Below are 26,374 nucleotides of genomic sequence, written 5' to 3' on the forward strand. Positions count from 1 at the left end.
GGCGTTCGTCTCCGCGGAGAGCATCACGGGTGCCCGGGGACGCCGGACGGACTCCGCCCGGCGGCCCAGGAAGCCAGGATGCGCAGCCCGTCGTGCGTGGGAGAGCCGACCTCGGCGGTCCACACGACCAACTGCTGGTCGGGATCGGTACTGGCGGTGAGGGTGTCCCAGTCGAGGGAGAGTTCACCGGCGATCGGGTGGTGGAGGACCTTGGTGCCCACGCTGAGGGTGGCGACGTGGTGGGCGGCCCACCACTGCCGGAAGTCGGCGTCCTGTACGGACAGTTCCCCGACCAGCGCGGTCAGCCGGGGATCGTCCGGATACTTCGCGGCCTCCATCCGCAGTTGCGCGACCGCGGTCCGTGCCACGCTTTTCCAGTCGGCGTAGAGCGTGCGCATCGCCGGATCCGCGAAGAGAATACGCACGTAATTGCGCCGCTTTTCCGGTACGGCGCCGAAATCGGTGATGAGCGCCGCCGCCAGCGGATTCCACGCGATGACGTCCATGCGCCGGCCCATCACGATCGCCGGGGTGGACGTGAAGTCTTCCAGGACTCGGCGAAGCTGCGGCTGCACCTTCTGCAGTGCGCGGCGGCGGGGCCCCGCGGTCTCCATGCCCGTCAGGCCGAAGAGGTAGCGGCGCTGGTCCTCATCCAGGTGGAGGGCGTCGGCCACCGCCTTGAGAACCGGGGCCGAGGGCGCCATGCGGCCCTGCTCCATCCGGGTGTAGTAGTCCGTGGAGATCGCTGTGAGCTGCGCGACCTCCTCACGCCGCAGCCCGGCCACACGACGCGGTCCGGAACTGTCGGGCAGGCCCACCGCGCGCGGGGTCAGCTCGGCCCTGCGTGCCTTGAGGAACTCGCCCAGTTCGTTGAGACGCGGTGTCTGGCTCATGTTTCCAGTGTGGCAGCGGAAGCGGGCCGCGTGAGGGGGAGGAATCTCTCCCAGGATGTTTCCCTCCCGGGAGGAAATCCTCCTCTTTGCGGGCGCGGCGCTATCGGTGAATGTTGATGGCGTGACCGGGCCGCAGGACACGTCATGAGCTTGTGGTCGCGCAATGCAGTTCGAATTCGCCCCTTCCGAGGAGGACCCGCATGGAATTCGTCAAGCCCCGGCCCACGGGCAAGGGACCCGCCGACTGGTTCAACGGAGACGTCTGGTTCGACGTCATCCGCGCCGGCCAGGAACCGTCCCGTATCCGCGCCAACATGGTGCGCTTCGCCCCCGGCGCCCGCACCGCCTGGCATCACCACGCCGTCGGCCAGACCCTCCACATCACCGCCGGCACCGCCCTGATCGGCACCCGCGACGGGGTCGTGTACGAGGCCCACCCCGGCGAGACGGTGACCTGCCCGCCCGGTGAGGAGCACTGGCACGGAGCCACCGAGGACCGCTTCATGCAGCACCTCGCCCTGTGGGACGGCACCGCCCCCGACGACGATCGGCCCGAGACCACCTGGCTGGAGCACGTCACCGACGAGCAGTACAACGCCGAGCGCACGCGCAGCCACAACCACAGCCACAGCCGCTGACCGAACCCCGCGAAGGAACTCCCGCCCATGCCCGAGACGATGACCGCCCTGTTCGGCGGCGCCGGCCCCGACTGGACCCCGCGCCAACTCCCCGTACCCGACCCCGGTCCCGGGCAGATCGTGGTCCGCGCCCGCGCGAACGCGCTCAACAACGCCGACATCTCCCAGCTCGCCGGCGCCGACCCCACCTCCGGCGGCACCGGCAAGGAGTACCGGGCCGGCTACGAGTTCGCCGGTGAGGTCACCGCGGTCGGCGACGGCGTGGACGCGCCCGCGGTGGGCGAGAGGGTCATGGGAACCTCCCCGGGCAGCTTCGCGCAGTACGTCCTGGCCGACCACCGCCACGTCCTGCCCGTCCCCGACGGACTCGGCCACGAGGAGGCGTGCGCGCTGCCCACCGGGCTGCTCACCGAACACGGCGCCCTCACGGTCGCTGGCTTCCGGCCCGGACAGTCGGTACTGATCACCGGAGCCACCTCCGGCATCGGCCTGATCGGGGTACAGGTCGCCAAGGCACTCGGCGCCGGTCGGATCATCGCCACCACCCGCGGCGCCGGCAAGCGCGGCCTGCTCACCCGGGCCGGAGCCGACACCGTCGTGGTCGCCGGCGAGCAGGGCCTCGCCAAGGCGGTGCTGGACGCCACGGGCGGCCAAGGCGTCGATGTGGCTCTCGACCACGTGGGCGGACGGACCTTCGCCGCGTGCCTGCCCGCCACCAGCACCGACGGTGCCGTGGTCAACATCGGACGCCTCGACACTGCCGAGTCCACCATCGACCTCGACGCCCTCGCCTACCGCCATCTGCGCGTCGCGGGGGTCTCCTTCGGCTTCACCCGGCCTGCCGAGCTCGGCGCCGTCATCGCCGCCGCCGGGCAGGCACTGCTCGCCGCTGTCGCCGACGCACGAGTACGGCCCCTGATCGACACCACCCTGTCCTTCGACACCGCAGCCGAGGCCGCCGACCGGCTCCGCTCCCACCAGGCCCACGGCAAGGTCATCCTCACGGTGCCCTGACCTTCGGCGGCACCGAGAACCCACCGACGAGAAAGCGAGTCGACCCCATGCGGGCCACTTTCATGTACGAAGCCGGCGATGTCCGCGTCCAGGACGCCCCCGACCCGGTCATCGAGCAGCCCACCGACGCGATCGTCCGCGTCCTGCGTTCCTGCGTGTGCGGCAGCGACCTGCATCCGTACCACTCCCTGACGGCCGCCGACGGCCCGGTGCCCATGGGCCACGAGTTCCTCGGCACCGTCGAGGAGACCGGGTCCGAGGTCTCCGGCCTCCGGCGCGGTGACCTGGTCGTGGCGCCCTTCGCCTTCGCCGACAACACCTGCGCGTTCTGCCGCGCCGGACTGCACACCTCCTGCCCCAACGGCGGCTTCTTCGCCGCCGGCGTCGGCGGCGCCCAGGCCGAGGCCGTCCGTGTCCCCCAGGCACAAGGCACCCTGGTCAAGCTCCCGCGCGACGTGGACGAGGCGCTCCTGCCCTCCCTGCTCACCCTCGCCGACGTCTACGGCACCGGCCACCACGCCGCCCACCAGGCCAGGGTCGCGCCCGGCGACTCCGTCACCGTCATCGGCGACGGCGCCGTCGGCCTGCTCGCCGTGCTCTCCGCCAAACAGCTCGGCGCCGAGCGCATCATCCTCATGGGACGCCACAAGGAACGTACCGACCTGGGCCGGTACTTCGGTGCCACCGATGTCATCGCCGAACGCGGCGACGAGGGCATCGCCAAGGTCCGCGACCTCACCGGCGGCCATGGCACCCGCGCCGTCCTGGAAGCCGTCGGCCACATGCCCGCCTATGAGATGGCCGTCGGAGCCGTCCGCCCCGGCGGTGTCATCAGCCGCGTCGGCGTCCCCCAGTACGAGGACGCCCCCGTCGGCTTCGGCAGCCTCTTCGGCCCGAACATCACCCTCACCGGCGGCCCGGCCCCCGTACGCGCCTCCATCGAGAGACTGCTGCCCGCCGTCCTGAACGGCACCGTCGAACCCGGCCGTGTCTTCGACCGCGCCCTCACCCTGGAGCAGACCCCTGACGGCTACCGCGCGATGGACCGGCGCGAAGCCCTCAAGGTCCTCCTCACCCCGTGACACCCGGAGCGGCGCGGCGACTCCTGTTCCAGCCGGTGGATCCCGATCGCCTCGTACACAATGCCACCGTCACGACGAGCCGCCGTCCAGAAGCGGGCGCAGGAATCGCCCGGTATGGGAACGGGGGTGGGCCGCGACCTCTTCCGGGGTTCCCTGGGCGATGACGGTGCCGCCGCCACGGCCGCCCTCGGGGCCCATGTCGATGAGCCAGTCGGCGGTCTTGATCACGTCGAGGTTGTGCTCGATGACCACAACGGTGTTCCCCGTGTCGACGAGCTGGTGGAGCACGGAGAGCAGTTGGCGGATGTCGGCGGTGTGCAGGCCGGTGGTCGGCTCGTCGAGAAGGTAGAGGGTGCGGCCCTTGGTACGCCGTTGCAGTTCGGCGGCGAGTTTGACGCGCTGGGCCTCGCCCCCGGACAGCGTGGTGGCGGGCTGGCCGAGTCTGACGTACCCCAGTCCCACGCCGTACAGGGCCCTGAGGTGGCGCGAGATGACCGCGTGCCCGTCGAAGAAGTCCAGGCTCTCCTCGATGGTCATGGCCAGCACGTCGGCCATGGACTTGCCCTTGTAGTGCACTTCGAGGGTCTCGCGGTTGAACTGCGCTCCCTGGCAGACCTCGCACGGGACGTAGACGTCGGGAAGGAAGTTCATCTCGACCTTGACGGTGCCGTCGCCGAGGCACGGTTCGCAGCGGCCGCCCTTGAGGTTGAAGGAGAACCGGCCCGGCTGGTAGCCGCGTACCTTGGCCTCCGGTGTCTGCGCGAACAGCTTGCGCAGGTGGTCGAAGACCCCCGTGTATGTGGCCGGATTGGAGCGGGGGCTGCGGCCGATCGGTGACTGGTCGACCTGGACGACCTTGTCGATCTCCTCGACGCCGGTGAGGGTGCGGTGCCGGCCGGGCACCTTGTGGGCCCGGTGGAAGTGCCTGGCCAACGCCGTGTGGAGGATGTCGTTGACCAGGGTGGACTTGCCCGAGCCGGAGACACCGGTGACCGCGACGAACTGTCCCAGTGGGAAGGACACCGTCACGTTCTTGAGATGGTGCTCGGTGGCGTCGTGCACGGTCAGTTCACGGCCGTCCGCCCTCGGCCGGCGCCGCTCCGGCAGCGGAATCTCCCGGCGGCCGGAGAGATAGGCCCCGGTGAGGGAGGTGGGGTGGGCCATCAGTTCCCCCGGCGTCCCCGAGTGCACCACCTGCCCGCCGTGCTCACCCGCCCCCGGCCCGATGTCCACCACCCAGTCGGCCGCTCGCACCGTGTCCTCGTCGTGTTCCACGACGATCACGGTGTTGCCCCGGTCCCGCAGCCGCAGCAGGGTTTCGATCAGCCGCTGGTTGTCCCGCTGGTGCAGCCCGACGCTCGGTTCGTCCAGCACGTAGAGGACCCCGGCAAGCCCGGCTCCGATCTGGGTGGCCAGCCGGATCCGCTGTGCTTCTCCGCCGGAGAGGCTCGCGGCGGGCCGACTCAGCGACAGGTAGCCCAGGCCCACGTCGAGGAGGAACCGCAGCCGCTCGCCGATCTCCCTGAGGACCGCTTGGGCGACCCGGCGCTGCCAGCCGACGAGTTCCAGTCCCGTGGTGAAGAGGGCGAGTTCATCGATCGGCAGGGTGGTCAGTTCGGCGATGCCGCGTCCGCCCACGGTGACCGCGAGGACGCTGGGCCGGAGCCTCGCCCCGGAGCAGGCGGAGCAGGGCAGCTCGCGCATGTACCCGTCGAAGCGGCTCCGGGATCCGTCGGCGACGGCCTCGGCATGGCGCCGCTCGATGTGCGGGAGGACGCCCTCGAACCGGGCGGGATGGGAGCGCTCGCGCCCGAACCGGTTCCGGTACGTGAGGTGAAGCTGCCGCGAGGTCCCGTGCAGCACCATCCTTCTCACCGCGGAGGGCAGATTCCGCCACGGAGTGCTGGTGCTGAAGCCCACCTCCGACGCCAGCGCTTCGAGCAGCCGGGCGAAATACTCGGCACCGCTCGTATGGATCCAGGGAGCGATGGCTCCCTCGGCAAGAGACTTCTCCTGGTCCGGTACGACGAGTTCGGGATCGGTCTCCGTGCGCGAGCCGAGCCCCTCGCACTCCGGGCACGCGCCCCAGGGGGCGTTGAAGGAGAACAGCCGAGGTTCGAGCACGTCCAGATCAAGGTCGTGAGCCTGCGGGCACGCCATCTTCTCCGAGAACGTCAGCTCCCGTCGGGCGTCCTCCGCGTCGAGATCCACGAAGTCGACGCGGACGACACCGCCCGCGAGGCCGAGTGCGGTCTCGACGGAATCGGTCAGGCGCTGCCGGACGCCCGGTGTGACGGCCAGCCGGTCCACGACGGCGTCGATGGAGTGCTTCTCGCGCTGGTCCAGCGCCGGCGGTGCGGTCAGTCGGAGGACGGTGCCGTCCACCCGCACCCGGCTGAAGCCGTCGGCCGTCAATTGCCGGAAGACTTCGGCATGTTCGCCCTCGCGTCCACGAACGACCGGGGCCAGCACCTGGATACGTGTGCCCTCCTCCGTGGCCAGAAGCCGGTCCACGATCTTCTGCGGGGTCTGGCGGCTGACCGGCGCTCCGCACACCGGGCAGTGGGGAAGGCCGATACGGGCGTACAGCAGGCGCAGGTAGTCGTAGAGCTCCGTGATGGTGCCGACCGTGGAACGCGGGTTACGGCCGGTCGTCCTCTGGTCGATGGCGATGGCGGGCGACAGGCCCTCGATGACATCGACATCAGGTTTGTCCATCTGCCCCAGGAACTGACGCGCATAGGCCGAGAGTGACTCGACATACCGCCGCTGCCCTTCGGCGAAAATGGTGTCGAACGCCAGACTCGACTTGCCCGAACCGGACACCCCGGTGAAAACGACGAGCGCGTCACGGGGAATCTCCACGGAGATGTCACGAAGATTGTGCTGACGGGCACCTTTGATGGCGATGAAGTCTCTCACTCGGTCGAGCCGCCCTTCCTGTCATACGTGCGCTCTTCACAGAGGTCCGGACGCGTCCCGGCATCCGTGGTACCGGCGCGGTGTCCGCGCCGGTACCACGGTCATGCGGCGGGGGTTCCCGTCACCACGGGAGGTGCTGGCCCGCTCCGGTGGCGTCGGAGCAGGTGAAGGTGCCGGTGGGGCCGCCGTCGGGGAGCGTGGCCATCCGTACGGGCATGACGGCGCCCTGTTCCCGCGTCAGGATGCCGGAGTGGTCGTTGGCGTCGGTGGGCACCCAGTTCGGGGAGACCGCGTTGACGAGGATGCCCTCCGCGCGCAGCTCGTTGGCGTACATGACGGTGAGGGCGTTCACCGCGGTCTTGGAGAGGCTGTAGCCGAGGATGACGGGGAAGCCGCCGTCCGGGAAGGCACCGGTCGGGTCGTGGTTCTCGGCGGCGGCGGTGAGCGAGCCGAGCACGCTGCTGATGTTGACGATGCGGGCGGCCTCCGAGCGGCGCAGCAGCGGCAGCATGGCGTTGGTGACCGTGAGGTATCCGATCACGTTGGTCTCGAAGCCGTGCCGTACCTCGTCGATCGGGGTCTGGCTGGGGACCCGCCAGGGGGTGCTGATCCCGGCGTTGTTGACGAGGATGTCGAGCCGGCCGCTCTCCTCCTCGATGCGCTTGGCGGCGAGGGCGACGCCGGAGTCGTCGGTGACGTCGAGCCGGAGGAACCGGATGTCGCGGCCGTCGGCGCGCAGTTCGTTCTCGGCCGCGCGGCCGCGCTGCTCGTCGCGGGCGCCGAGGTAGACGGTCGTACCGAGGTCGGCGAGCTGCTCGACGACGGCGCGGCCGACGCCCTTGTTGGCGCCGGTGACGAGGGCGATGCGCGGGCCTGAGCCGTTGGGGGAGGTCATGAGGAGCCTTTCCTGAGGGCAATGGGTATGCGTGGGGAAGGGTGGTCGGTCGGCTGCGAGAGGCTCTGGGCCGTCCCGGTGCGGCGCATCGCCGCACCGGCCAGCGTGCCCAGGAGAAGGACCGCGATCAGGGGGATCAGGGTCTCCCTCGCGGCCTGGGTCAGGCCCTGGTGGACGGCCTGTTCGGCGAGCTGGTGTCCTCGGCTGGCCAGGTGTCCGGGGAGGGCCATGGGGGTCGTCCCCGGGTCGGCGGCGCCTGTCGCCCGGCCTGCCGCGTCCCGTACGTACGCCAGGAAGTCCTGGCGGTGGGGGGCGGGCAGATGTACGGAGGCCGTCCGCGCCGCCTCGGCCGTCGCGGTCGCGATACGGATCTGGAGCAGGACGCCGATCGTCGCGCTGCCGAGGACCGCGCCCAACTGGCGGGCGGTGAAGAAGATGCCCGAGGCGGCTCCGCGGAGTTCGGCGGGGACGGTGCCCATCGCGACGTTGTTCACCGGGACGAGGACGCACCCCATGCCGAGCCCGCACACCAGCAGCCCGGGGACGAGCTGCCAGGGCGGGAGGTCCGCCCTGGCCTGGAGAGCGACGACGCCCAGGCCGGCGGCCATGCCCAGCAGCCCGGAGATCACCAGGTACTTGCCGGGGACACGGTCCGAGAAGCGGCCCACGAACGGGCCCATGAGCCCGGACACCAGGGCCATCGGCGCGGTGACCAGCCCGGCGTCGGTCGGCGAGAGGCCGAGCGCGGACTGCGTGTAGATGACCAGCGGCAGGAACATGCCGGTCAGGGTGAAGCCGAGGACCGCGGTGGTCAGCGACCCCATGGAGAAGTCACGGTCGGCGAAGACGCGCAGCGGCACCAGCGGCTCGTACGGGTGGACGCGCTGCCAGATCACGAAGGCGACGAGGAGCGCCACGCCGACCGCGATGACACGGAACACCGTGACCGGCCCGAGGATCTCGCCCCACCCGTACGTCCGGCCGTTCTGGATGCCGAAGACGATCAGGAGCAGTCCGGCGCCGGAGAGCAGGATGCCGGGCAGGTCGAAGCGCGGTGCGCGCGCCGGGCGGACGTCGGGTACGACGAGCAGGCTCAGGGCCAGGGTCGCGGTGCCGACCACGACGTTGACGTAGAAGATCCACTGCCAGCCGAGGCCGTCCACCAGGACCCCGCCGAGCAGCGGGCCGGTGACGGTGGCCAGCCCGGAGGCTCCGCCGAGGATCCCCATCGCCCGGCCGCGGTCGCCGTCCGGGAAGAGATGGGTGATGAGGGTCAGGGTCTGCGGGGTCAGCAACGCCGCTCCCAGACCCTGCACCGCGCGGGCGGCGATCAGCGTCTCCACGCCCGTGGAGAGCCCGGCGCCCAGGGAGGCCGCGGTGAACACGGCCAGCCCGGCGACGAAGACCCGCTGGGGGCCGTAGCGGTCGCCGAGCCGGCTGGTGAACAGCATGGGGACGGCGTACGCGAGCAGGTAGACGCTGGTGACCCACACCACCGCGTTGAGACCGGTGCCGAGGCCGCGCACCATGGCAGGCACGGCCACCGACACGATCGACGTGTCCACCACGATCATGAACAGTCCCAGCGACAGGGCGGCCAGCGCCGCCCACGGGCCGGTGGTGCGCGGCCCCTGCCCACTCCCTGTCATGTCCCCTGCCTCACTGTTGGTTTCCGCTCGATCGGGGGAGGCTCAGGGGCGTGTACGCGTGGTCGCGGACGCCCCTGAGCCCCCGTACGGGTTCGGTGTTCAGCCGGTCAGTAGCGGACGGCCCCGTAGTCGATCGGCTCGGCGGGGTAGGTCGCGGCGCGGCGGCCGAGGCCGCGCATCCGTTCCCGCATCTCGTCGGCGGGGAGGTGGTGCAGATCGCCGTGGCCCGGCAGGACCCACTCGAAGGTCAGCTCCTCGGCCCCACGGGCCACCGACTCGGCAAGGGTTTTGATCGAGTCGTAGACGACGCTGTGCGCCACTTCGAGGGTCTGCTGGCCGTTCGACCAGAAGAACGCGTCACCGGTGAAGCAGAACTTGTCGTCCGCTATGAAGAGCGTGGAGCCCGCCGTGTGCCCGGGGAACGGGTGGGCGATGACGCCGGGCCCGATCTCGACGGGTTCCGTGCCGCGGATGACCTGGTCGGCCGAGGGGAGGGAGTGCAGGTCGCCCTCGTGGATCCACAGCCGGGCCTGGAAGGCGTCGGCGTATTTACGGGCGTGCGCGACATGGTCGAGGTGGGTGATCAGAACGTCGGTGATCTTCCCGACCTTCTGCTCGTAGCGGCGGGCCAGGGCGGGCCGCCAGCGCGGGGTGTCGATCATCATCCCGGTACCGTCGGGACGGCGCAGAAGGTACGAGGTGGCGCCGTACGTCTGCGGGGAGGCGTGCCCGCAGAGGAACACGGTCGCGTCCTCGTCCAGCGCCATCGGGTACGGGTCCGAGTCCTCGTCCCACTGATCGGCCGGCGGGTGCACGGACCGGGTGGGGCAGGCGTGCGCGGCCTGGTACATCAGCGCGACATCGGCCTCGGTCTCCGGCTGACGGATGACGGTCGACAGACCGCCGTACTCCCCGCCCTCCTTGAAGCCGATCATGCCGGGGGCGATCTGCCGGGCGATGTTGCAGTTCAGACAGCGGTCGTCGACGCTCCAGCCCTTCTCGCCGTCCGCCACCTGGGTTGCCTGCTCTGACTGTGTGGTGCTCATGAACTCCACTCTCGTGTGAGGTGAACGCCCGACGATCGGGCGCTCCGGTGGTGCCGAGGACATCGGGGATACGGGCACGTGCCCGTGGGTCACCCGGAAGTCGTCGGCTGCTTGAGATGGGTGCCGAAGAAGGTCTCGATGCGCCGCCACGCGTCGGCGGCGGCCTCCGGGTGCGGTCCCATACCGGTCACGCGGAGCAGCGGCCGCAGCGGGCGCGGTCCGACCTCCGCGTCGTTCAGGAAGGCGTGCCCGGCCCGCGGGTACTCCTTCACGTCGTGTACGACGCCGAGCCGCTCCAGCGCCGAGTCCAGTTCCGCCGCGGCTCCCTTGAGCATCCGGTCCCGTCCGCCGTAGCTCGCGACGACCGGGCAGGCCCCGGCCAGGACCCGGTCCAGTTGCGCGGGGAGCATCCCGTAGTTGGCGGAGGCCGCGTCGAAGCTCCCCTTCCCCGCGGACATCAGGGCGAAGGCACCGCCCATGCAGAAACCGATGATGCCCACCGCTCCGGTGCAGTCCGGGCTCTCGGTGAGAAAGGTCCGGGCCGCTTCGATGTCCTGGTAGGCCCGGCCGTGGCCGGACCGCGATGCCCGCATGGTCGGCACCAGACAGCGCCGGACGCCGCCCTGCGTGAACAGGTCCGGCATCAGGGCCAGATAACCGGCTCGGGCGAGCCGCTCCGCCTGCCGCAGCATGACGTCGTCAACGCCGAGGGCCTCGTGCACGACGACGACGCCGGGCCACGGCCCCGGCCCCTCGGGCCGGGCCAAGGTGCCCGGTCAGCCGCTGGGAGCCGCCCGCCGGGGCGCTGAGATGACTCAAGTCGACGTTTTCAGGGACGGGCATGGAAGTCTCCGGGTAGGTGTGCGTCGCGCAGATGTGGCGGAAGAGGGCGACAGGGCCGTCACAGATCGAGGACCAGCCGGGGGCCGCGGGCGCGGGAGACGCAGATCATCATCGTCTCGCCGGACTCCCGCTCCTCCGCGCTGAGCACGGAGTCCCGGTGGTCGGGCTCGCCCTCCAGCACCTCGGTCTCGCAGGTGCCGCAGATCCCCTCGGCGCAGGAGGAGAGCACGGAGACCCCGGCCGCCCGCACCGTCTCCAACACGCTTTTCCCTGGAGGCACTTGAAGGGAGTGTCCGGACCGGGAGAGGAGCACCTCGAACGCCCCGGCGTCCGCCGCCGCCTCTTCCTGTTCCTTGGCCTGGAACCGTTCCACGCGCAGCGCTCCGGGCGGCCACGCGCGGCATCGCTCCTCGACCGCGGCGAGCAGCGGTTCGGGGCCGCAGCAGTAGACCAGGGTTCCGGGGGCCGGTTCGCCGAGGTAGCCGTCGAGGTCGAGCAGCCCGTACCGGTCCTGGGGCCGGACGGCCACCGCGTCCCCGTACGCGGCCAGTTCGTCCAGGAAGGCCATCGAGGAGCGGGACCGGCCGCCGTACAGCAGCCGCCAGTCCGCCCCCGCGGCCTCGGCCGCGGCGATCATCGGCAGCACGGGCGTGATGCCGATGCCGCCCGCCACGAACAGGTAGCGCCCGGCCGGCCGGAGCGCGAAGTTGTTGCGCGGCCCCCGGACCCGCACCGGCGTTCCGGCGTGCAGCTTGCCGTGCACGTACGCTGATCCACCGCGCCCCTCCGGGACGCGCAGCACCCCGATGCGCCACGACGAACGGTCACCGGGGTCACCGCACAGCGAGTAGTGGCGGACCAGGCCGCCGTCGAGCAACAGGTCGATGTGGGCGCCGGGTTGCCACTCCGGGAGCGACTCGCCATCAGGGTGGCGGAGGACGAGAGAGACCACGTCGTCGGCGGATTCGACCCGTTCCGCGACAACGAGCGAATACTCGCCGACGGAAGTGGAGGGATGGCTCACAGTGATTTCCCGCTTTCACAGGACACGAGCGACACCCATGACGCCGCGAAGTCTCCGACGCATGAGCTGACGCTGGGACAGGTCAGGTCATGGAGCGCGCGACGGAAGACATGCGACGGAAGGCGTTTCCCGAGATGAACACTACCGGCCCTACACCCGGTGCGTTACCGCATCGTTATATATCTTGCGGTCGTGGGCGCCTGGTTCCGGCCACTCCGCGCGAGCCTTCCGACCCCCGCGTCAGCCGCCGCGGATCGGGGGACGGGCCCGTCACCCTCTCGCCTCGGCGCTCGGGCGGGGAGGCTGACAGAACCCCTGGTGAAGGCTGACGAGAACGGCGCGAAATCTCCGAAGTGAGCCGAGTGTGGTACTCAGATAGCGGTACATCGTGGTGCTGTCGCGGCAGACGACGAAGGCCATCAGATTGCAGGAGCCGGCTGTGGCACCGGCGAAGGCGACTTCGGGTGGGCAGGCGCCGTCCCGGTCGTCGCCGACCTGGCAAGCGACCCGATGCGGGCTGCCGATGCCCTCGACGGCGTGAGCGCGGTGTTCCTCAACACGATGGCCCTCGGCGACAACGTGGCCGAGTTCCTCGCACTGGCCCGCCACCAGGGGGCGAACCGGGTGGTTCTGTTGTCGTCGGGCTACGTCCGTGACGGTGCCACCCCTGACGAGCAGCCCGGCGCCGTCGCCAGGAAGCACAGGGCCGAGGAGCAGATGGTCGAGTCATCGGGTCTGGAGTGGACCTCGCTGCGGCCCGACGACTTCGCCGGCAACGCTCTCTTCGAGTGGGCGGCGCACCTGCGGGCCGGCGACGTGGTGCACGGCGCCTACGCCGACGCCGCCACGGCGGTGATCCACGCGCGGGACATCGCCGCCGTGGCCGCGCGATCACTGCTGGAGGATGGCCACGGCGGCCTGCACTACAGCCTGACCGGCCCTGAATGGCTGACCGAAAGGGACCGGGTCCGCATCATCGGCGAGGTCACCGGGCGTCCGGTGCGCTTCGAGGAGATCAGCCCGCAGGACGCCCGCGCAGCGATGCTCGCCACCGGTCTGCCCGGCGAGATCGCCGACGCCGTCCTCGGCGACCTCGCCGCCGTGCACCGCACCCGGCGGATCACCGACACGGTGCCGCGCGTGACAGGGCGCCCCGCGCTCCCCTTCGCCCAGTGGGTCTCCGAAAACGCCGGTGCCTTCCGGAGCTGACAGGACAGCCCTGCCCTACGTTTCCCCTTCCCCTCCGTCCGGCACGCGACCCCAATAACTATACCTTCTGGATGGTATAGTTTGGGCATGCGACCGAGTTCGAGGAATCTGATCCTGGATGCCGCGATCCGTGTGACGGAGCGCGCAGGCATCACCGGCCTGACGCTGGAGTCGGCGGCCGAGGAGGCCGGTGTCACCAAGGGCGGGCTGATGTATCACTTCCGCACGCGGGAGGAGCTGCTGCTCGCGATCCAGCGGCACCTGACCGGCGCGTGGGAGGAGCGGCTCGCGGCCGAGCTGGGCAAGCCGCTCGGAGAGGCGTCGGCGCGCGAGACCACCGCCGCCTACGCCCGGGTGGGGAGCGAGGCGGGGGCGAGCAAGGCCGATCTCGCCTTCATGGTCGAGTCGGTGACCCACCCGGAGCTGGCCCAGGTGTGGAACGACCTGATGAACCGCTGGGCCCCGCCGACCCGTTCGGCCGAAGCGCGGGACGTCGACCTGTTCCTGGCCCGGCTGGCGGTCGACGGGCTGTGGCTGTACGAGGCCACCAGCGGCGTCCCCGTGCCCGGGCCGGTCCGGGAAGCCCTGAGGCAGAGGCTGATGGCCCTGACCGAGGCGGAGGACACCGACGCCACCTGACCTCGGCGGCCGTGCCCCTCCGGCACTCCCCCGTGCCCCCGGCCGTGTTCGCCGGGGGCGCTCCACCTTCATGGCCCAGTTGATCAACGCGATACGAAAGACGAGCGCATACATGAGCGGCACGAAACGCTGGTGGCTGCTGGTGACCGTGGCGGTGGGGCTGCTGCTGATCTCGGTCGACATGACCGTGCTCTACACCGCGCTGCCGACGCTGACGGAGCAACTGCACGCGGATGCCTCCCAGAAGTTATGGATCATCAACGCCTACCCGTTGGTCATGGCCGGGCTGCTGCTGGGCGCGGGCACGCTCGGCGACCGCGTCGGGCACAAGCGCATGTTCCTCGCCGGACTGGCTCTGTTCGGTGTCGCCTCGTCGGTGGCCGCGTTCGCGCCCTCGGCCGACGTGCTGATCGGGGCACGGGCTTTCCTCGCGGTGGGCGCGTCCGCGATGATGCCGGCCACCCTGTCGCTGATCCGCACCACCTTCGAGGACGAGCACGAGCGGAACGTCGCGATCGGCGTGTGGGGCACGATGTCGGTGGTCGGCACCGCGCTCGGCCCGATCCTGGGCGGCCTGCTCATCGAACACTTCTGGTGGGGCTCGGTCTTCCTGATCAATGTGCCCGTGGTGGTCCTCGCCCTGATCGCCGGCGCCGTACTCGCGCCCGGCGCGTCGGGCCGCTCGGACAAGCCCTGGGACTTCATCGCGTCCGTACAGATCATGGTCGGCCTCGTCGGTCTCGTCCACGCGGTCAAGGAAGCCACCAAGCCCGGCCCTGATCCGCTGCACATCGTGATCGCGCTCCTGGCCGCAGCCGCCGGGTTCACCCTGTTCGTACGCCGCCAGCGCCGCCGGACGCATCCGCTGCTCGACTTCGTGCTGCTGCGGGACCCCCGGATCCTGTCCGGCATGGTGGCCGCCGCGCTGGCGATGTTCGCGACCGCCGGGATCCAACTGGTGCTCACGCAGCGGCTGCAGCTCGTCCTCGACCTCACCCCGCTGCACGCGGGGCTGCTGGTCGCGGCGTTCGCGGCCGGCTGTCTGCCCTCCGGAGCCGTCGCCGGCTCACTCGTCCACCGCACCGGCCCCCGACCGCTGATCGCCGGCGGCCTGCTGACCGGCGCGGCCGGAGTCCTGCTCACCCTGCTCCTGACCCCGGGCGTGGTGCCGCTGGTCGCCGTCCACCCCGATCACCCCGGGTGGATCGTGCCCGGCCTCATGGTCGCCGGAGCCGGGATGGGCCTCGCCATGACCGCCGCGTCGGCCGCGATCATGGGGAACGCGCCGGCCCATCGGGCCGGGATGGCCGCCTCCGTGGAGGAGGTCTCGTACGAACTCGGCAGTCTGTCCGGGGTCGCGGTCCTCGGCAGTGTCCTCGGCGCCCTCTACACCAGTACCGTCCACCTGCCCTCCGGCGTTCCGGACCTGGCGAAGGACAGTCTGGACGCAGCCCGCTCCACCGCCGCAGAACTGCCCGCCGACCGGGCGGACCCACTGCTGGCCGCGGCCCGCAACGCGTTCGACCACGGTTACACACTCACTCTGCTGATCACCGCCGCGGCACTGATCGCTGGCAGTGTGTTCACCGCCCGCCGCCTCGCCCTGCCCGCCCGGGCCCAGGTGGTTCCGGAGAAGGAGCCCGCCGCGTGACCGTCTGTCTGCTCCTGCTGGCGGCCGTCGCCCTGACGGCCGCCGTGCCGGCCCCCCGCGCACTGACCCGGGCGGCCTGGCCCGGGAAGGAACCGGTTGTCGCGCTCTGGGCGTGGCAGTGTCTGGTCGCCACCGTCCTGCTCTGCTGCCTGGCAGCCCTCCTCCTGGGCCTCGCGTCCGTCTCCGAGGCCGGCCGCACGCACCTCTTCGCCCCCGCGCCACCGGCGGTCACCGCCGCGTACGGCTCCGCCGCCGCACCACCGCTGGTCGCCGCCCTGACCCTGCTGCTGGCCTGCGGAGCCGCCTGGACCGCTGCCGCGCTCACCCGCGAGTTCGTCCACGCCCGGCACCACCGCCGCCTCCGCCGCGCCCACCTACGCGAACGCTCCCCCGACCTGCCCGCCGGCCTGCCGGACGCGCACGGCACCCTGCTCGTTCTGGAAGACGAATACCCCGACGCCTGGCTGATGCCCGGCACCAGGCCCCAGCTCGTCGTCACCACCGGCGCGCTGCGCCGCCTGACCGACAGCCAGCTCAATGCCGTCCTCACCCACGAGCTGGGCCACATCCGAGCCCGCCACCACTGGCTCCTCCATCTGTCCACCGCACTGGCGACGGGCTTCCCCCGAATCCGCCTGTTCACCCACTTCCGCGACCAGACCCACCGCCTGGTCGAGCTGGCCGCCGATGACACGGCCTCCCGCCACTGCGGCCACCTGACCACCGCCGTCGCCCTGATCGAACTCAACCGACACCGCGGCCTCCTGTCCTGCGACTCCACCCGACGTCTGCTCGGCGACCGCGTCCAGCGCCTTCTCGAACCCCCGCCACGCCTCGCCCTCACCCACCGCGCCACCGCCTCCACAGCCGCGGCCCTCGCTCCGCTCCTGCCCCTGCTCATCGCCTTCGCCCCGGCCATGCCGGCCCTCGGCTGAATCACGAGCCCGACCCGGCAAGGGCGGCAAAGAAGCCCTGTCTCAGATGCTCCGTAGTCCCGTCACCCCGTCCATGTCACCTGTAACTGAGATGGCAAATGGATCATTCATTGACGGACAGTGGCGGAACGGATGGCGCCGGCGAAGAACTACTGCTCGTCGAGAACTCCGGGGGTGTCGTGCACAACGACGCTTTGTTCAAGCGGGGCGCGTCCCATATGGAAGCTGTTGGCCAGTGCGGTCACATCGGCTGTGCCGAAGGAGATGCCGAACAGCAGCTTGTGTTCTTCGGGAACACCCAGGAACTCGCGGACGGTGTCGGCGTACATTCCGAGCATGGTCTGCGGGATTCCGCCCAACCCGCGGGCCGTCAGTGAGAGCAGGAAGTTCTGCGCGTACATGCCGATGTCGGCAGCTACCCGTACCCCGTCCCCGAACACCGGCATGAAGAGGAAGGCGGCGTGGGGAGCGCCATGGAATTCCAGGTTCGCTCGGGCATGCGCGTTCCTCGCCGACCGGTCCGAGCGCGGTATCTTCAGAGCCTGGTAGAGGGTCGCGCCGTGGTCCTGCGCCCGCTCGTAGTAAGCGCCGTCGCCGAAGTCGGCGTAGTCGAAGGTGAAATCGTAGGAGAAGCGTTCCTCATCATGGGCCTTGAGCAGTTCCTTGCTCAGGGCGTCGCGTGCTGCACCCGAGACGACATGCGTCGTCCACGGCTGGGTGTTGCAGTTCGACGGAGCGAACTGGGCGTCTTCCAGCACGCCGCGGATGTCCGACGGGGACAGCGGAGTGGGCAGGAACTTCCGAACGGAGTACCGGGAGCGCATGACGTCTGAAAAGGGCGAAGGTGTGGCGGGCAAGAGGATTCCTTTCAGTGATGGTCCGTTCCCATGAGCGTGGTTGAGCCTCACGGGTCGTTGCAGGACGTGGGGTGATACCGGATGTGTCAGCGGCGGAGCGGGCAGTCGATTCCCCCTGCCCGCCCTTGCCGACCGACCGTGGTCCGTGCCCACCAGCACGCTGCCGGGGCCCGGTCCGACCAGCAAGATTCACCTGAAACGCGATACCCGGGGGCGCCCGTTCGTCTTCACCAACACGGACGGGAACACCAGCGACTTGTGAAGACGGGTTCTCAGCAGATCCGGTCGGCCGCCGGCCGCTCAGCTCATACGCGTTCGAGTTCCAAGGCTGCGGCGATCTCGTCGAGCGCCTGTCGAGGATCTGAGTACAGGCCGTCTCCGATGACTTGGAGCACAACATGGTCAGCTCCGGCATCGAGGTGCGCGTTCGCGATGGCCACCACCGATTCCGCGCCCCCCATGGCGACCATGGAGCGAGCGAGATGCTCCGAGGGGCCGGGGGCGAAGTCGGAGTCATGGAAGCCCTGGCGCCGCCAGGACGCGCGGTAGTTCTCAAATCCGTCGTAGATGTGCAGGTGGTTGTAAGCCCGCCGCAGTTGCTGCTCGGCGTCGCCGCCGACGGTGACGCCCTGCTCGGAGATCACCCATCGTTCCGGGCCGAGGCGTTCACGGGTAAAGCGGGTCTGCTCAGGGGTGACCAGGTAGGGCATCGCGCCGTCTGCGTCCGAGCCCGAGAGCTCGATCATTTTCGGGCCCAGCGCCGCCAGGATTCGCGGGGGACGCCCGGCTTCCTGGTCGATGTTTTCGGGGACGGACGCCATGCGCTCAAGATAGTTCCGCATGGTGGCCAGCGGCTTCTCGTAGATCTTGTTCAACCGGCCTTCCACCATCGGCTGGTGACTGACGCCGAGACCGAGGACGAACCGCCCCGGGTACATCGCACTGAGCGCTCGGCCGCCCGCTTCGGCAGCTACGGCGTCGCGCAGATGAATGTTGGCGATCCCGGTCCCGATCACAAGGTGCTCGGTGGCCGCCAGCAGAGCAGCGGCCTGGGTCAGCGATTCCTTCCCGCCGCCCTCGGGGAAGAACAACGAGGCGTACCCCATGTTCTCGATGTCACGCGCGAGCTTCTGCGCGTCCGGAGTGCTCAGGCCGTCGAGGGCGCACATGGCCCCGATGTGGGAAGTGAACCCGATGTGAGCACGCTGCGGCGCGGACGATGCGGTCACGTTCTCGCTCCAGACTCTCTCTGCGGGGCCGGACGGGCTGCGCCGGAAAACGTCAACACCGCCTGCGGCCAATGGGCATGCCGACTCTACTTCATGTACGCAACAGCGCGTACATCATGTCGGCTACGATGAATGCCATGGCTAGTCGTACGGCGTCGGGCTTCGCCACCCCTGACGAGGAAGACCTTGATCTGTTCAGGGTCATGGCCGCCCTCGCCGATCCAGTCCGTCGCCGTGTCGTCCTCGCCCTCGCCCAGCACGACCGCCTGCCGTGCGGCGCCATCGACATGCAGGTCTCGAAGTCAGCCGCCACACGCCACTTCCGGGTCCTACGCGAAGCCGGCCTGATTCGGCAGTGGGAGGACGGCAACAAGCTGGGCAACTCGCTGCGCCGCGAGGAACTCGACCGGCGATTCCCCGGTCTGCTCGACCTCGTTCTACGCGAAAGCGGGCCCTCCACGACGCCCCACCCATGAGAGCCGCGTCGGCAGAATCGACTCCCGGAGCCCGCGGACGAACACCACCACCTCGGCACGCCCCCTGACTCCCCCACACCCCCGAAGAAGCGCCACCTTCAGCACCCGGCCTCTTCGTGCAGCACCTGGGCAAGTCGTTCGCCGGCTTGTCCCTTCGCCACGCCCATGGCTGCTTGCCAACGAAGCTCGCGTTCCGCCCTGGCCTGCTGGTCATCCTGCCGACGCCAACGTCCTTGCGAACCCTTGGGCGTGATCGTCGAAGAGATCAAGGTACGAGCTGTCGACGATCAGGCGGCGCTTGGAACCGGAACGGGCGCGATCGACGGGCGAGGGGCCGACATGATCCCCCCTTGAGAGCCCGGACGTGCAACCCGTCCACGGAGCAGTCGTCCAGGTCCAGCAGACCTGCGCGGCGCATCTCGGTCAGCGCCGTGTGCAGGCGTGGCCGGACACCGGCCTCGGTCCAGTCCCGAAGCCGACGCCAGGCCGCCACCCGGAGCGGCCCACCGTCTCGGCGGGGACATCGCACCACGCAACTCGACACGGCCCTCCTCAACCACCTCGCACATGAGCGTGATGTATCGCAGAGGCGCGTGGAAGCGGGGTGGCGTGACTTCTTGAAAATCGCGAAAGGTACAGGGAAGGTTTCAAGGGCTTCCTTCCCGTCTCGATCTGTCGGCCGGCGGCGCGCTCAGGAAAAGGGCTGGCCTTGTCCGATACACCCGTACGCCGCAACTGTCCCGCTGCTGGGCGATCCGCCGGACTGGACGACGTCGAACGAGAAGAGCGGGTGTTGTCCGGCGATCCAGGCGCAGAACGTTCCTCCACACCAACAGCGACGCGGACCAGTGGAGCGCGCCGAGGCTGATCTACCTGGCCAGCCCTCGACGAAGCCCTCCACATCCGCCTTGGCCTCACCGTGGAGCCGTTGCGGGCCTCGGTCACAACGAAGGGCAACCACCACGTCCGGCCCCTACGTACACGGCCGGCGGAAGCGTGGGGGTTGCGATCGAGCGGCTGTCCGCGCTCGTGGTGGTCGCCCTGCGGGGCGACCAAAATCGCACCTGGCAGCAGGAAGCGAATGCGCCTCCTGGGACTTCTCTGGGACTTTCAGCTACATCAGCGGGCACGAGAGCTAAAGGACGGGAAAGAGAGTACGCGCAGGTCAGCGCCGCTCAAGCAGCCATCACAGCGGGTCAGGAAGCCGCCCAGTCTCTTCCGCGACATCTGATCGGCTGATCGGCCACGGCCCCCTGATCCCCTTACTCAGGGCCGGAACAATGCGGACGCGCTCCGCCTAATCCGCCCGGACATCAACATCGCCGCCGAAGACGCCGACCGCGGAGAACGGCTCGACGTATCCGACCTCTATCCCGACGTACGCCCGGCCCTCGCTGCCCTCAAGCAGCTCGACGTCCGCGTGGTCATCGCGGGCAACCAGACGGTCCGCGTCGGCGAACTACTGCGCGCAATCTCGACCTGCCCTCCAACTTCATCGCCACCTCTGGCGAGTGGGGCGTCGCGAAGCGGTCACCGGAGTTCTTCGCGCGGGACCTCGACGCATCCGGCGGCGCGGCCTCCTGGGAAACCCTGTACGTCGGCGACCATCCCGCCAACGACGGCGGCCCGCGCGTTCCGCCGGTCTCCTTACGCGCACCTGCACCGCGGTCCGTGGGGCTGCATATGGGCCGACCGGCCTGCTGCTGCGGACCGGCAGATCGACGGACTGATGAGCTAACGGAGATCGTCACCCGCGCTGCCGGACGATACGATGCCGAAATAGCCGAGAGGGTGATTTAAGGACCGCGGAATGTGACACATCGGCGCACGCACCACTTCACCCAGGCTGGCCTGGCCCGAGCCACGCACATCTCGCTCGCCACCATCCGCAGTATCCGGCGCGACGCACGCTCATCCTCCGACGACAGCATCGTCGCTGCAGTCAATGCCGCTCCCTCCCAGCTCGTCGCCAACATTGCGCGCATCTCGGATCGGATCCGCACCGCACTTCCTGCGGTCTCAGCGGCGATCTCCATGTACGTCCTCCCAGACAGTTCGCCGCCGCGAGGGCAGCCCGAGCTGTCCAGCTCGGTCGCAGCGGCGGAAGGGAATGGCGGCTGGAAGCCCAGTACGACCGCCTGGCCCAGCAAACCAAGATCCGGACCATCCCCGGGCCGACGTCACGAACAAGCAGCCCATGGCCACCATATGCTCAGATCAGCACTCACTGCCTCTGTACCACCGGCAGACGAAAAACTGCTGATGCTGTGACGGCCCCGTTCGTGACGGTGACTCACCGTGCCTAGCCCGTTCCGCGGGCCAGCCGGGCTTTCAAGTTGTCCTGACCTGTCAGCGAAGAACCGGCCCTGGGGAGTAGGAGCAGCGCTGGGGATGGAGATAGGCGCGAACAGCAGGCGCTTTCGTCGATACCGCCCACAGCCTTCAGCGGGGCGCCAGCGCGTCCACCCACGCGTCGCCGGGTGGGGGAACGAAGAAGTACCCGCCCCCGGTGGTCAGCACATACTTGGCCATCGCTTCGCCCTCCAGACGCATCTGTACGGCCTCGAACCCCTGGGCCAGGTCGCGCTGGAAGCAGGAGAAGACCAGCCCGGTGTCTCCGTCACCCCGGTCGTAGCTGTATCCACGCCGCACGAGAGGTGCAGGATTGCGGCGATCCGGCGTGGCGAGCCGTACATGAGAGTCGAGCGGGGTCAGCCGACCCCGGGGGTCGGCACGGTAATTCGGCTCTTCGTCCACAGGCGTCCCGTCGAGCCAGCGTCCGTCCCGGCGGCGCCCGATGATCCGCTCCTGCTCGTGCACGGAGTCCTTGTCCCACAGTTCGGTCGCCAGCCGGATGATCCGCACGACCTGGTAACTCCCGCCGACAGCCCACGCGGGCTCGCCCTGGTCATCCCGTACGAGCGCACGGTCCAGGACTTCCCGCTCCTCAGCCGGATTCCCGAAACCCTCGGTGAAATGAAACGGCTCCGGGCCAGCCCCCGGCCGCCCTCCACTCGATTCTCCGCCCGAAACCCCTCGATCCGCCACCGTTCTGCCCATCCGGACAGGCCCCTCGCCAACCGCTCGACGGACGCGCGCACATCAGCGGTCCGCTCCCCCGCGACCTGCACCAGCACCAGCACCAGCACCAGCACCAGCACCAGCACCATGCGACTGACCGGGATCCAGCAAATCACCTGCGAAACCCTGGCATCTCGACCAGTTGCCGTGGCCGTTCAGCGGCGGCTCGAAACAGTCCGCCTCCCAACGCCACTCCGACGGATACGCCACGCCCCTCAACACGTCGAACCCCTGACACCAACTCCCGCCGCAAACTGGCCCCTTCGCCCGCTCCGGGCCGCCGGTCCAACGCCACCGGCACAACCCGTCCCGCCGGCTGAAATCCGCGCTGCCGAACTGGACTCTGCGGACCGCCAGCATCGGACTCTCTCGTGCCGAGTGGATCAACATAGCGCACCGTGTAAAGACCGGCTCCTACGGCAGCTATTCCTACTGCCGAGGCAGAAAAAAGCACACTTCTTCGACGCAATGCTTCCCCAAGCGAATCCATTGGGTTAATGGCCAGAAATTTTGGGTTACCACGATTCATCACCAGTCAGCACAATCACTACCTCATCCGGCTCATCGGTCATCGACGGTAAGGTTGTAGACCGTGGTCGACTCAGCGTGGCGGCTGACCGCCTTGATCTGGGTCCATGTACCTGCGCTTGTGCGGAGCCATTGGCCGGGCTGGAGCTTGCCCGCTTCGATCCAGGAATTCAGTTCGGGGACCCAGAAAGGGTGACCATCTGTGGCAGTAATCTTGTTGGGCTTGCCGTTCTCCTTGGTGGTGAGGGTGATGTCCGTCAGGCTTTTGTCGCCGGCGCCTTCGATGAGTGCCGTGACCCTGCGTGGTCTGCTCTCGCCCGTCTCCGGGTCTGTTGCGCGGACCTCGTCGCCGACCTTGACGTCCTTGATGGACTTCTGGGTGCCGTCCGCCATCAGGACCGGGGTGTCGGCCGCAAAGCTATCGGGCAGAAGGCTGCCTGGGCATCCGCCGCGCGCCGCCCACTTCGCTCCGCCCGCGGCACCCAGCATGCCGCCGTCGAGCAGGCCACCGCCCGCGCAGCCCGCGATCATCAGGTTGTTGCCGCTCGGGTCGGTGTACGTGGTCGGGGAGCTGAGTGCGTACTCGTAGAGGTTGGTTCCGCCTGCGTAGCCGATGGGGTCCTGTGAGATGAAGCGGCCGGTCTCGGGGTCGTAGTAGCGGTTGCGGTAGTGGAGCGGGCCCGTGCCGTCGTTCTCGCGGCCCGTGAAGGTGTACGGGTTGGTCGACTCGGCTCCGGAAGAGGTGGGTTGGCCGTTCGGGTCGTACGTGTAGCGGGTCGCCACCGTGCCGTCCGGGTCGGCCAGGCCGACCGCCGTGCCCAGCGCGTCCGTCAGGTAGACCTGGGTCTTGCCGTTCTCCGTGCGGGTCAGGTACTCGTCCAGGCCCGATGTCGCCACGGTGGCCACCTTGCCCGGCCGATTCACCCCCGCTCGCGCGGGGACCACGACGCCGCCCTCGCCGATACCGCCCTGGTGGACGGCTCATCCCCACCCTCGTGCAGGGGCCGCGACGGGGAAAAGACAGAGGTCCTGGCCGCGCGAAAGCATCACAGTTATAGGTGCGGCAAGGCGCCGTTCAGCGCGCGGATAAAATCATCGAGCGGGAGCAATGCTGAGAAGCCCGCATCCGTATGCCTTGCCACGCCCGATGCCTGTAGCGAGCTTCTCGCGAAGCAGTTCGACGTCAAGGACTCGGGCCGTCCCATCGAATTGCGTGCGGGCATGCTGGATTCGCTGCCTTGCGGCGGGGCCTTTGGAGCTCCGGTGGCCGCGTACCGTGGCGAGCGGGTGGGCGCTGATGTGCCACGGTTCCAACCCGCCTGCGTTGGCCTGGCGTTCCCACCATTCAACAGCGGCATTGCCGTTCAAGGCCACGACCGGCGGAAGCCCATAGGCTTCCCGAGAGGTGGCCCCCGGCTTGCGCACCGGGTTGGCCACACAGCGGTAGTGGACGACCATCCCCTTGTGCAGGTTCGACAACAAGGCGTCGAGGGAGCGCGTTTCGACGCTGCCGTAGGCGTCTGGCAGGCGTGAGGAGTCGGGTTCCATGTGGCTCTGCAGGAGGATCTGCGGTCCACGTGGGCTTTCCTCGGCACGGAACAACACTCCGAATGCGGCCCGGGCCGGGCCTTCGACACCGTCGGGGAACATCTGCAGCATGCGTTGGTGCAGTCGGATGCCTTGGTCGCTGCCACCGAGGTCCCTACGGGCCTCGCGAGAACTCGGCGAGGGCGCGATACGGGTCAACCACAAAGTCACCGAGTGCTCCTCTCCGGCTTGACGAAGTGGGTGTCAATATAGCTTTGGAGCTTCTCCAGGTAGCCGGTGCCGAAGCCTTCGTACGAGGCATCCGGAAGGTGCACGGCACGCCGGTACAGCGGCCGGGGCCGATACTGGCGCTCCAACGGTGCGAACGATAGCGGCTCGTCGGTGACTTCGCCGCTGTGGTGGTCACCATCACCCCTGTCTGCGGCGCCAGAGTCCAAGGGGAGCACACCTAGCGGTCTGTCGCTGTAGAACTCGATCGGCTGCGGGCCGCTGCGCGGCCTCTTGGCCGCGAGGGGCATCCGTACCAGGTGGCGCAGCGGATCTTGCACGAATCCCATGAGGATAGGGCCCTCCGGCGGGCAGGACCGGCGACCGAGAAAGAGAGGCCAGTGCGGGTCACGCAGGGCAGCAGCGCACGAGTGCAGCAGTTCTGCGTCATCGGAGGTGAGTGCGAGGGTGAAAGCAGCGTCGGCTAGATACTGGCGCTTGGATACCAGAGTGCCCTTGCCCCCGGTCCGGCGTTTCCCATCAACGGTTATCACCGTCTCATCGGCCGGTAGCCCACCGCCTACGGTGTGGAAGTCGGACAGCACAACACCGGGTCGGTCGACTCGTACCGTCATCGACAGCGCCGTGAGGTCGTCCAAGGGCGCCTCGCGCACTCGCCCGAAACCTGCGGCGAGCATGCCCACGACGCCGGACCTGGTGGGGAATCGGGCTGTGTCACGCCACAGGTACTTGCTGTGCGTGCCCCAGGACTGAAGTGGGCCTGCCAGACGCAACAACAGCCCGCGGGCGTGCTTTTCGGTCACTGCGGAGCCTCGGCGAGAGCAACGTCGACGGCGGCGGTGACGAGAGCTTCGAATGACGAGTGACGCTCCCCAAGGTGCTCCAGCTTGTCGAAATGGAGGGAAGCATGTGCCGCGTACAGGACACGGTCGAGGCCGAGGAGGGTGTTCGCGGCCTTGGAGTAGGCGTCGATACCCTCCACGGAGCGCGCGACGTAGCCGCCGTGTTGGGCGGACCGTACGGGTTCTTCGAAGGCTGCGGCAAACGACAGTGGCCGGTCGGAGCGGACCGCCACGTGGACCAGGTGCGGGAGTGAGTGCGGGGCGGTGGAGTTCTTCTTCGCCTGCGGCAGTGACTCGATGAAGGAGATCAGGAACTGGCCGGCGAGTTGACGGGCGGCGTCGACGGCGATGTCGTTGTCGTCGCTCAGATTCTTGGTGAGTTCCCGGAGGTCGACCGTGGCGAACCGATAGAAGGTGCCGGTGCTGAACTCGGCAGTGCCCATGTGGCCGCTGCCGGTTTCATCGCCCTTCGCCGCGGTGACGTCGTCGATGGCTGCGAAGTAGTCGAGTTCGACCTCGGTGGTGTGCGTGGTGAAGGAGTGCGCGACTTGGACGGCACCATCGACACCGGCCTGGTCGACCTCGGCGAGCATGCGGCCGAAGAGGTTGATGACGCCGTTCTTCTTGAGAAGGATCTTGTCGATCTTCCCTTTCAGGGCACTCTCGGGCTTCTTCGTTCCTTTTCCGGTGAAGTCGCTCGTGAGCGCGTCCTTGTGGGCTTCGGCGATGTCAGCAAGTTCCTCGACAGCGTCTTCGGGGAGGTAGACGAGCGCGTTGGTCAAGACCTTGTTCGTGACGGGCTGCTTGTCTTTCCCCTTGGCTACCTCCCACTTGATGCTGCTCCCCGCCGCAACGTGCGCACCCGCACGTTCGGCAAGCGCCTCATCCCAGCCACGAGCGCGGAGGACCTCGGCGACCCGCTCGCCGATGCGGCGCGTGCGCAGCGCGTTGTCGCCGAGCGTGTCCTGAAGGTGCTCGCGGATGGCCCGCTTCCAGGACTGGCTGGACACGCGGGTACGCAGGGCGTCGCCGTAGAGCATGGTCTTCACCGAGTTGGTGTCGTCCCGATTCAGGTTCGCGTAGGGAACGGGGTGGACGACGTGGATATCGAGAAAGCGTGGCTTGAGGTCCATCAGGATCTCCTA

The 26,374-nt window shown here is 69.0% G+C and carries 22 protein-coding genes and 2 pseudogenes; 9 read left to right on the forward strand and 15 right to left on the reverse strand.

Annotated elements, in window-relative coordinates; all coding sequences use genetic code 11:
- Positions 1–23 precede the first annotated feature (23 nt).
- Positions 24–893 carry a helix-turn-helix transcriptional regulator gene (locus ACIO3P_RS09575; protein ID WP_329823743.1) on the reverse strand — a complete coding sequence of 290 codons (870 nt, stop codon included), beginning with the start codon at positions 891–893 and terminating at the stop codon, positions 24–26.
- Positions 894–1,093: 200 nt separating this feature from the next.
- On the opposite strand from ACIO3P_RS09575, the gene ACIO3P_RS09580 reads away from it, so the two are divergent.
- From ACIO3P_RS09580 to ACIO3P_RS09590, 3 genes are read left to right on the forward strand one after another with little or no spacing between them, the layout of a single operon-like run.
- Positions 1,094–1,531 (forward strand): cupin domain-containing protein, encoded by a 438-nt coding sequence (locus ACIO3P_RS09580; RefSeq protein WP_401848248.1) that lies wholly within the window; start codon positions 1,094–1,096, stop codon positions 1,529–1,531.
- 27 nt (positions 1,532–1,558) lie between these two features.
- Positions 1,559–2,545, forward strand: coding sequence for a zinc-binding alcohol dehydrogenase family protein (locus ACIO3P_RS09585; RefSeq protein ID WP_401848246.1), 987 nt, complete (start codon positions 1,559–1,561; stop codon positions 2,543–2,545).
- Positions 2,546–2,592: 47 nt separating this feature from the next.
- Positions 2,593–3,627, forward strand: coding sequence for an alcohol dehydrogenase catalytic domain-containing protein (locus ACIO3P_RS09590; protein WP_401848245.1), 1,035 nt, complete (start codon positions 2,593–2,595; stop codon positions 3,625–3,627).
- Between the two features lie 69 nt (positions 3,628–3,696).
- On the opposite strand, the gene uvrA is transcribed toward ACIO3P_RS09590, so the two are convergent.
- From uvrA to ACIO3P_RS09620, 6 genes are all read right to left on the reverse strand, one after another.
- The gene (uvrA, locus tag ACIO3P_RS09595) at positions 3,697–6,549 is read right to left on the reverse strand and encodes an excinuclease ABC subunit UvrA (RefSeq protein ID WP_401848243.1); all 2,853 of its coding nucleotides are present in this window, start codon (positions 6,547–6,549) and stop codon (positions 3,697–3,699) included.
- A 121-nt stretch (positions 6,550–6,670) separates the two neighbouring features.
- Positions 6,671–7,444, reverse strand: a complete 774-nt coding sequence (locus ACIO3P_RS09600; protein WP_329823747.1) for an SDR family oxidoreductase — start codon at positions 7,442–7,444, stop codon at positions 6,671–6,673.
- Entirely contained in the window at positions 7,441–9,093 is a 1,653-nt protein-coding gene (locus ACIO3P_RS09605) for a DHA2 family efflux MFS transporter permease subunit (protein WP_401848242.1), read from the reverse strand. Before ACIO3P_RS09605 ends, ACIO3P_RS09600 begins: the two co-directional genes overlap by 4 nt.
- Before the next feature lie 107 nt (positions 9,094–9,200).
- A complete protein-coding gene (locus tag ACIO3P_RS09610) occupies positions 9,201–10,139 on the reverse strand; it encodes an MBL fold metallo-hydrolase (RefSeq protein ID WP_401848240.1) in 939 nt (312 codons plus the stop codon).
- An 89-nt stretch (positions 10,140–10,228) separates the two neighbouring features.
- Positions 10,229–10,906: a dienelactone hydrolase family protein gene (locus ACIO3P_RS09615; RefSeq protein ID WP_401848238.1), complete on the reverse strand. Its 678-nt coding sequence runs from the start codon at positions 10,904–10,906 to the stop codon at positions 10,229–10,231.
- A 134-nt stretch (positions 10,907–11,040) separates the two neighbouring features.
- Positions 11,041–12,006: a PDR/VanB family oxidoreductase gene (locus tag ACIO3P_RS09620; RefSeq protein WP_401848237.1), complete on the reverse strand. Its 966-nt coding sequence runs from the start codon at positions 12,004–12,006 to the stop codon at positions 11,041–11,043.
- Positions 12,007–12,429: 423 nt separating this feature from the next.
- Here ACIO3P_RS09620 and ACIO3P_RS09625 point away from each other — a divergent pair, with 423 nt between their 5' ends.
- The 4 genes from ACIO3P_RS09625 (at position 12,430) to ACIO3P_RS09640 (ending at position 16,440) form a co-directional block, all read left to right on the forward strand.
- A complete protein-coding gene (locus tag ACIO3P_RS09625; RefSeq protein ID WP_401978133.1) occupies positions 12,430–13,215 on the forward strand; it encodes an NAD(P)H-binding protein in 786 nt (261 codons plus the stop codon).
- Between the two features lie 87 nt (positions 13,216–13,302).
- Positions 13,303–13,854, forward strand: coding sequence for a TetR/AcrR family transcriptional regulator (locus ACIO3P_RS09630; protein ID WP_401848235.1), 552 nt, complete (start codon positions 13,303–13,305; stop codon positions 13,852–13,854).
- 112 nt (positions 13,855–13,966) lie between these two features.
- A complete protein-coding gene (locus tag ACIO3P_RS09635; RefSeq protein WP_401848233.1) occupies positions 13,967–15,505 on the forward strand; it encodes an MFS transporter in 1,539 nt (512 codons plus the stop codon).
- Positions 15,502–16,440 carry a M56 family metallopeptidase gene (locus ACIO3P_RS09640; RefSeq protein ID WP_401848232.1) on the forward strand — a complete coding sequence of 313 codons (939 nt, stop codon included), beginning with the start codon at positions 15,502–15,504 and terminating at the stop codon, positions 16,438–16,440. Before ACIO3P_RS09635 ends, ACIO3P_RS09640 begins: the two co-directional genes overlap by 4 nt.
- 149 nt (positions 16,441–16,589) lie before the next feature.
- Here ACIO3P_RS09640 and ACIO3P_RS09645 read toward each other — a convergent pair whose 3' ends face one another.
- Complete coding sequence (locus ACIO3P_RS09645; protein ID WP_329823755.1) at positions 16,590–17,297, reverse strand: nitroreductase; 708 nt, start codon at positions 17,295–17,297, stop codon at positions 16,590–16,592.
- A gap of 305 nt (positions 17,298–17,602) precedes the next feature.
- A complete protein-coding gene (locus tag ACIO3P_RS09650; RefSeq protein WP_401848230.1) occupies positions 17,603–18,526 on the reverse strand; it encodes a TIGR03620 family F420-dependent LLM class oxidoreductase in 924 nt (307 codons plus the stop codon).
- 137 nt (positions 18,527–18,663) lie between these two features.
- Here ACIO3P_RS09650 and ACIO3P_RS09655 point away from each other — a divergent pair, with 137 nt between their 5' ends.
- Positions 18,664–19,002 carry a helix-turn-helix domain-containing protein gene (locus ACIO3P_RS09655; protein WP_329823757.1) on the forward strand — a complete coding sequence of 113 codons (339 nt, stop codon included), beginning with the start codon at positions 18,664–18,666 and terminating at the stop codon, positions 19,000–19,002.
- A 261-nt stretch (positions 19,003–19,263) separates the two neighbouring features.
- On the opposite strand, the pseudogene ACIO3P_RS09660 reads toward ACIO3P_RS09655, so the two are convergent.
- Positions 19,264–19,515, reverse strand: a pseudogene (locus tag ACIO3P_RS09660) (IS5/IS1182 family transposase); the annotation flags it as partial.
- A gap of 748 nt (positions 19,516–20,263) precedes the next feature.
- Between ACIO3P_RS09660 and ACIO3P_RS09665 the strand changes: the two are divergent.
- Positions 20,264–20,740 (forward strand): annotated as a pseudogene (locus tag ACIO3P_RS09665) (HAD family hydrolase); the annotation flags it as partial.
- Between the two features lie 704 nt (positions 20,741–21,444).
- On the opposite strand, the gene ACIO3P_RS09670 reads toward ACIO3P_RS09665, so the two are convergent.
- From ACIO3P_RS09670 to cas7e, 5 genes are all read right to left on the reverse strand, one after another.
- Positions 21,445–22,062 carry a Dyp-type peroxidase gene (locus tag ACIO3P_RS09670; RefSeq protein ID WP_401848227.1) on the reverse strand — a complete coding sequence of 206 codons (618 nt, stop codon included), beginning with the start codon at positions 22,060–22,062 and terminating at the stop codon, positions 21,445–21,447.
- A 582-nt stretch (positions 22,063–22,644) separates the two neighbouring features.
- Entirely contained in the window at positions 22,645–23,517 is an 873-nt protein-coding gene (locus ACIO3P_RS09675) for an RHS repeat-associated core domain-containing protein (RefSeq protein ID WP_401848225.1), read from the reverse strand.
- Between the two features lie 186 nt (positions 23,518–23,703).
- Positions 23,704–24,369, reverse strand: a complete 666-nt coding sequence (gene cas6e, locus ACIO3P_RS09680) for a type I-E CRISPR-associated protein Cas6/Cse3/CasE (protein WP_401785074.1) — start codon at positions 24,367–24,369, stop codon at positions 23,704–23,706.
- A complete protein-coding gene (cas5e, locus tag ACIO3P_RS09685) occupies positions 24,366–25,190 on the reverse strand; it encodes a type I-E CRISPR-associated protein Cas5/CasD (RefSeq protein ID WP_401848224.1) in 825 nt (274 codons plus the stop codon). Before cas5e ends, cas6e begins: the two co-directional genes overlap by 4 nt.
- Positions 25,187–26,362 carry a type I-E CRISPR-associated protein Cas7/Cse4/CasC gene (cas7e, locus tag ACIO3P_RS09690; protein WP_401848222.1) on the reverse strand — a complete coding sequence of 392 codons (1,176 nt, stop codon included), beginning with the start codon at positions 26,360–26,362 and terminating at the stop codon, positions 25,187–25,189. The genes cas5e and cas7e overlap by 4 nt, the downstream gene beginning before the upstream one ends.
- Between the last annotated feature and the right edge of the window lie 12 nt (positions 26,363–26,374).

The organism is Streptomyces sp. NPDC087310, assembly GCF_044744405.1.
In the GTDB taxonomy this organism is placed as follows: domain Bacteria; phylum Actinomycetota; class Actinomycetes; order Streptomycetales; family Streptomycetaceae; genus Streptomyces.

What these genes read in the sequence shown, in the direction of transcription:
- ACIO3P_RS09575 (WP_329823743.1), bottom strand. Translation starts at nt 893, where the DNA reads ATGAGCCAGACACCGCGTCTCAACGAACTGGGCGAGTTCCTCAAGGCA.
- ACIO3P_RS09580 (WP_401848248.1), top strand. Translation starts at nt 1,094, where the DNA reads ATGGAATTCGTCAAGCCCCGGCCCACGGGCAAGGGACCCGCCGACTGG.
- ACIO3P_RS09585 (WP_401848246.1), top strand. Translation starts at nt 1,559, where the DNA reads ATGCCCGAGACGATGACCGCCCTGTTCGGCGGCGCCGGCCCCGACTGG.
- ACIO3P_RS09590 (WP_401848245.1), top strand. Translation starts at nt 2,593, where the DNA reads ATGCGGGCCACTTTCATGTACGAAGCCGGCGATGTCCGCGTCCAGGAC.
- ACIO3P_RS09600 (WP_329823747.1), bottom strand. Translation starts at nt 7,444, where the DNA reads ATGACCTCCCCCAACGGCTCAGGCCCGCGCATCGCCCTCGTCACCGGC.
- ACIO3P_RS09605 (WP_401848242.1), bottom strand. Translation starts at nt 9,093, where the DNA reads ATGACAGGGAGTGGGCAGGGGCCGCGCACCACCGGCCCGTGGGCGGCG.
- ACIO3P_RS09610 (WP_401848240.1), bottom strand. Translation starts at nt 10,139, where the DNA reads ATGAGCACCACACAGTCAGAGCAGGCAACCCAGGTGGCGGACGGCGAG.
- ACIO3P_RS09630 (WP_401848235.1), top strand. Translation starts at nt 13,303, where the DNA reads ATGCGACCGAGTTCGAGGAATCTGATCCTGGATGCCGCGATCCGTGTG.
- ACIO3P_RS09635 (WP_401848233.1), top strand. Translation starts at nt 13,967, where the DNA reads ATGAGCGGCACGAAACGCTGGTGGCTGCTGGTGACCGTGGCGGTGGGG.
- ACIO3P_RS09655 (WP_329823757.1), top strand. Translation starts at nt 18,664, where the DNA reads ATGGCTAGTCGTACGGCGTCGGGCTTCGCCACCCCTGACGAGGAAGAC.
- ACIO3P_RS09670 (WP_401848227.1), bottom strand. Translation starts at nt 22,062, where the DNA reads ATGGGCAGAACGGTGGCGGATCGAGGGGTTTCGGGCGGAGAATCGAGT.
- cas7e (WP_401848222.1), bottom strand. Translation starts at nt 26,362, where the DNA reads ATGGACCTCAAGCCACGCTTTCTCGATATCCACGTCGTCCACCCCGTT.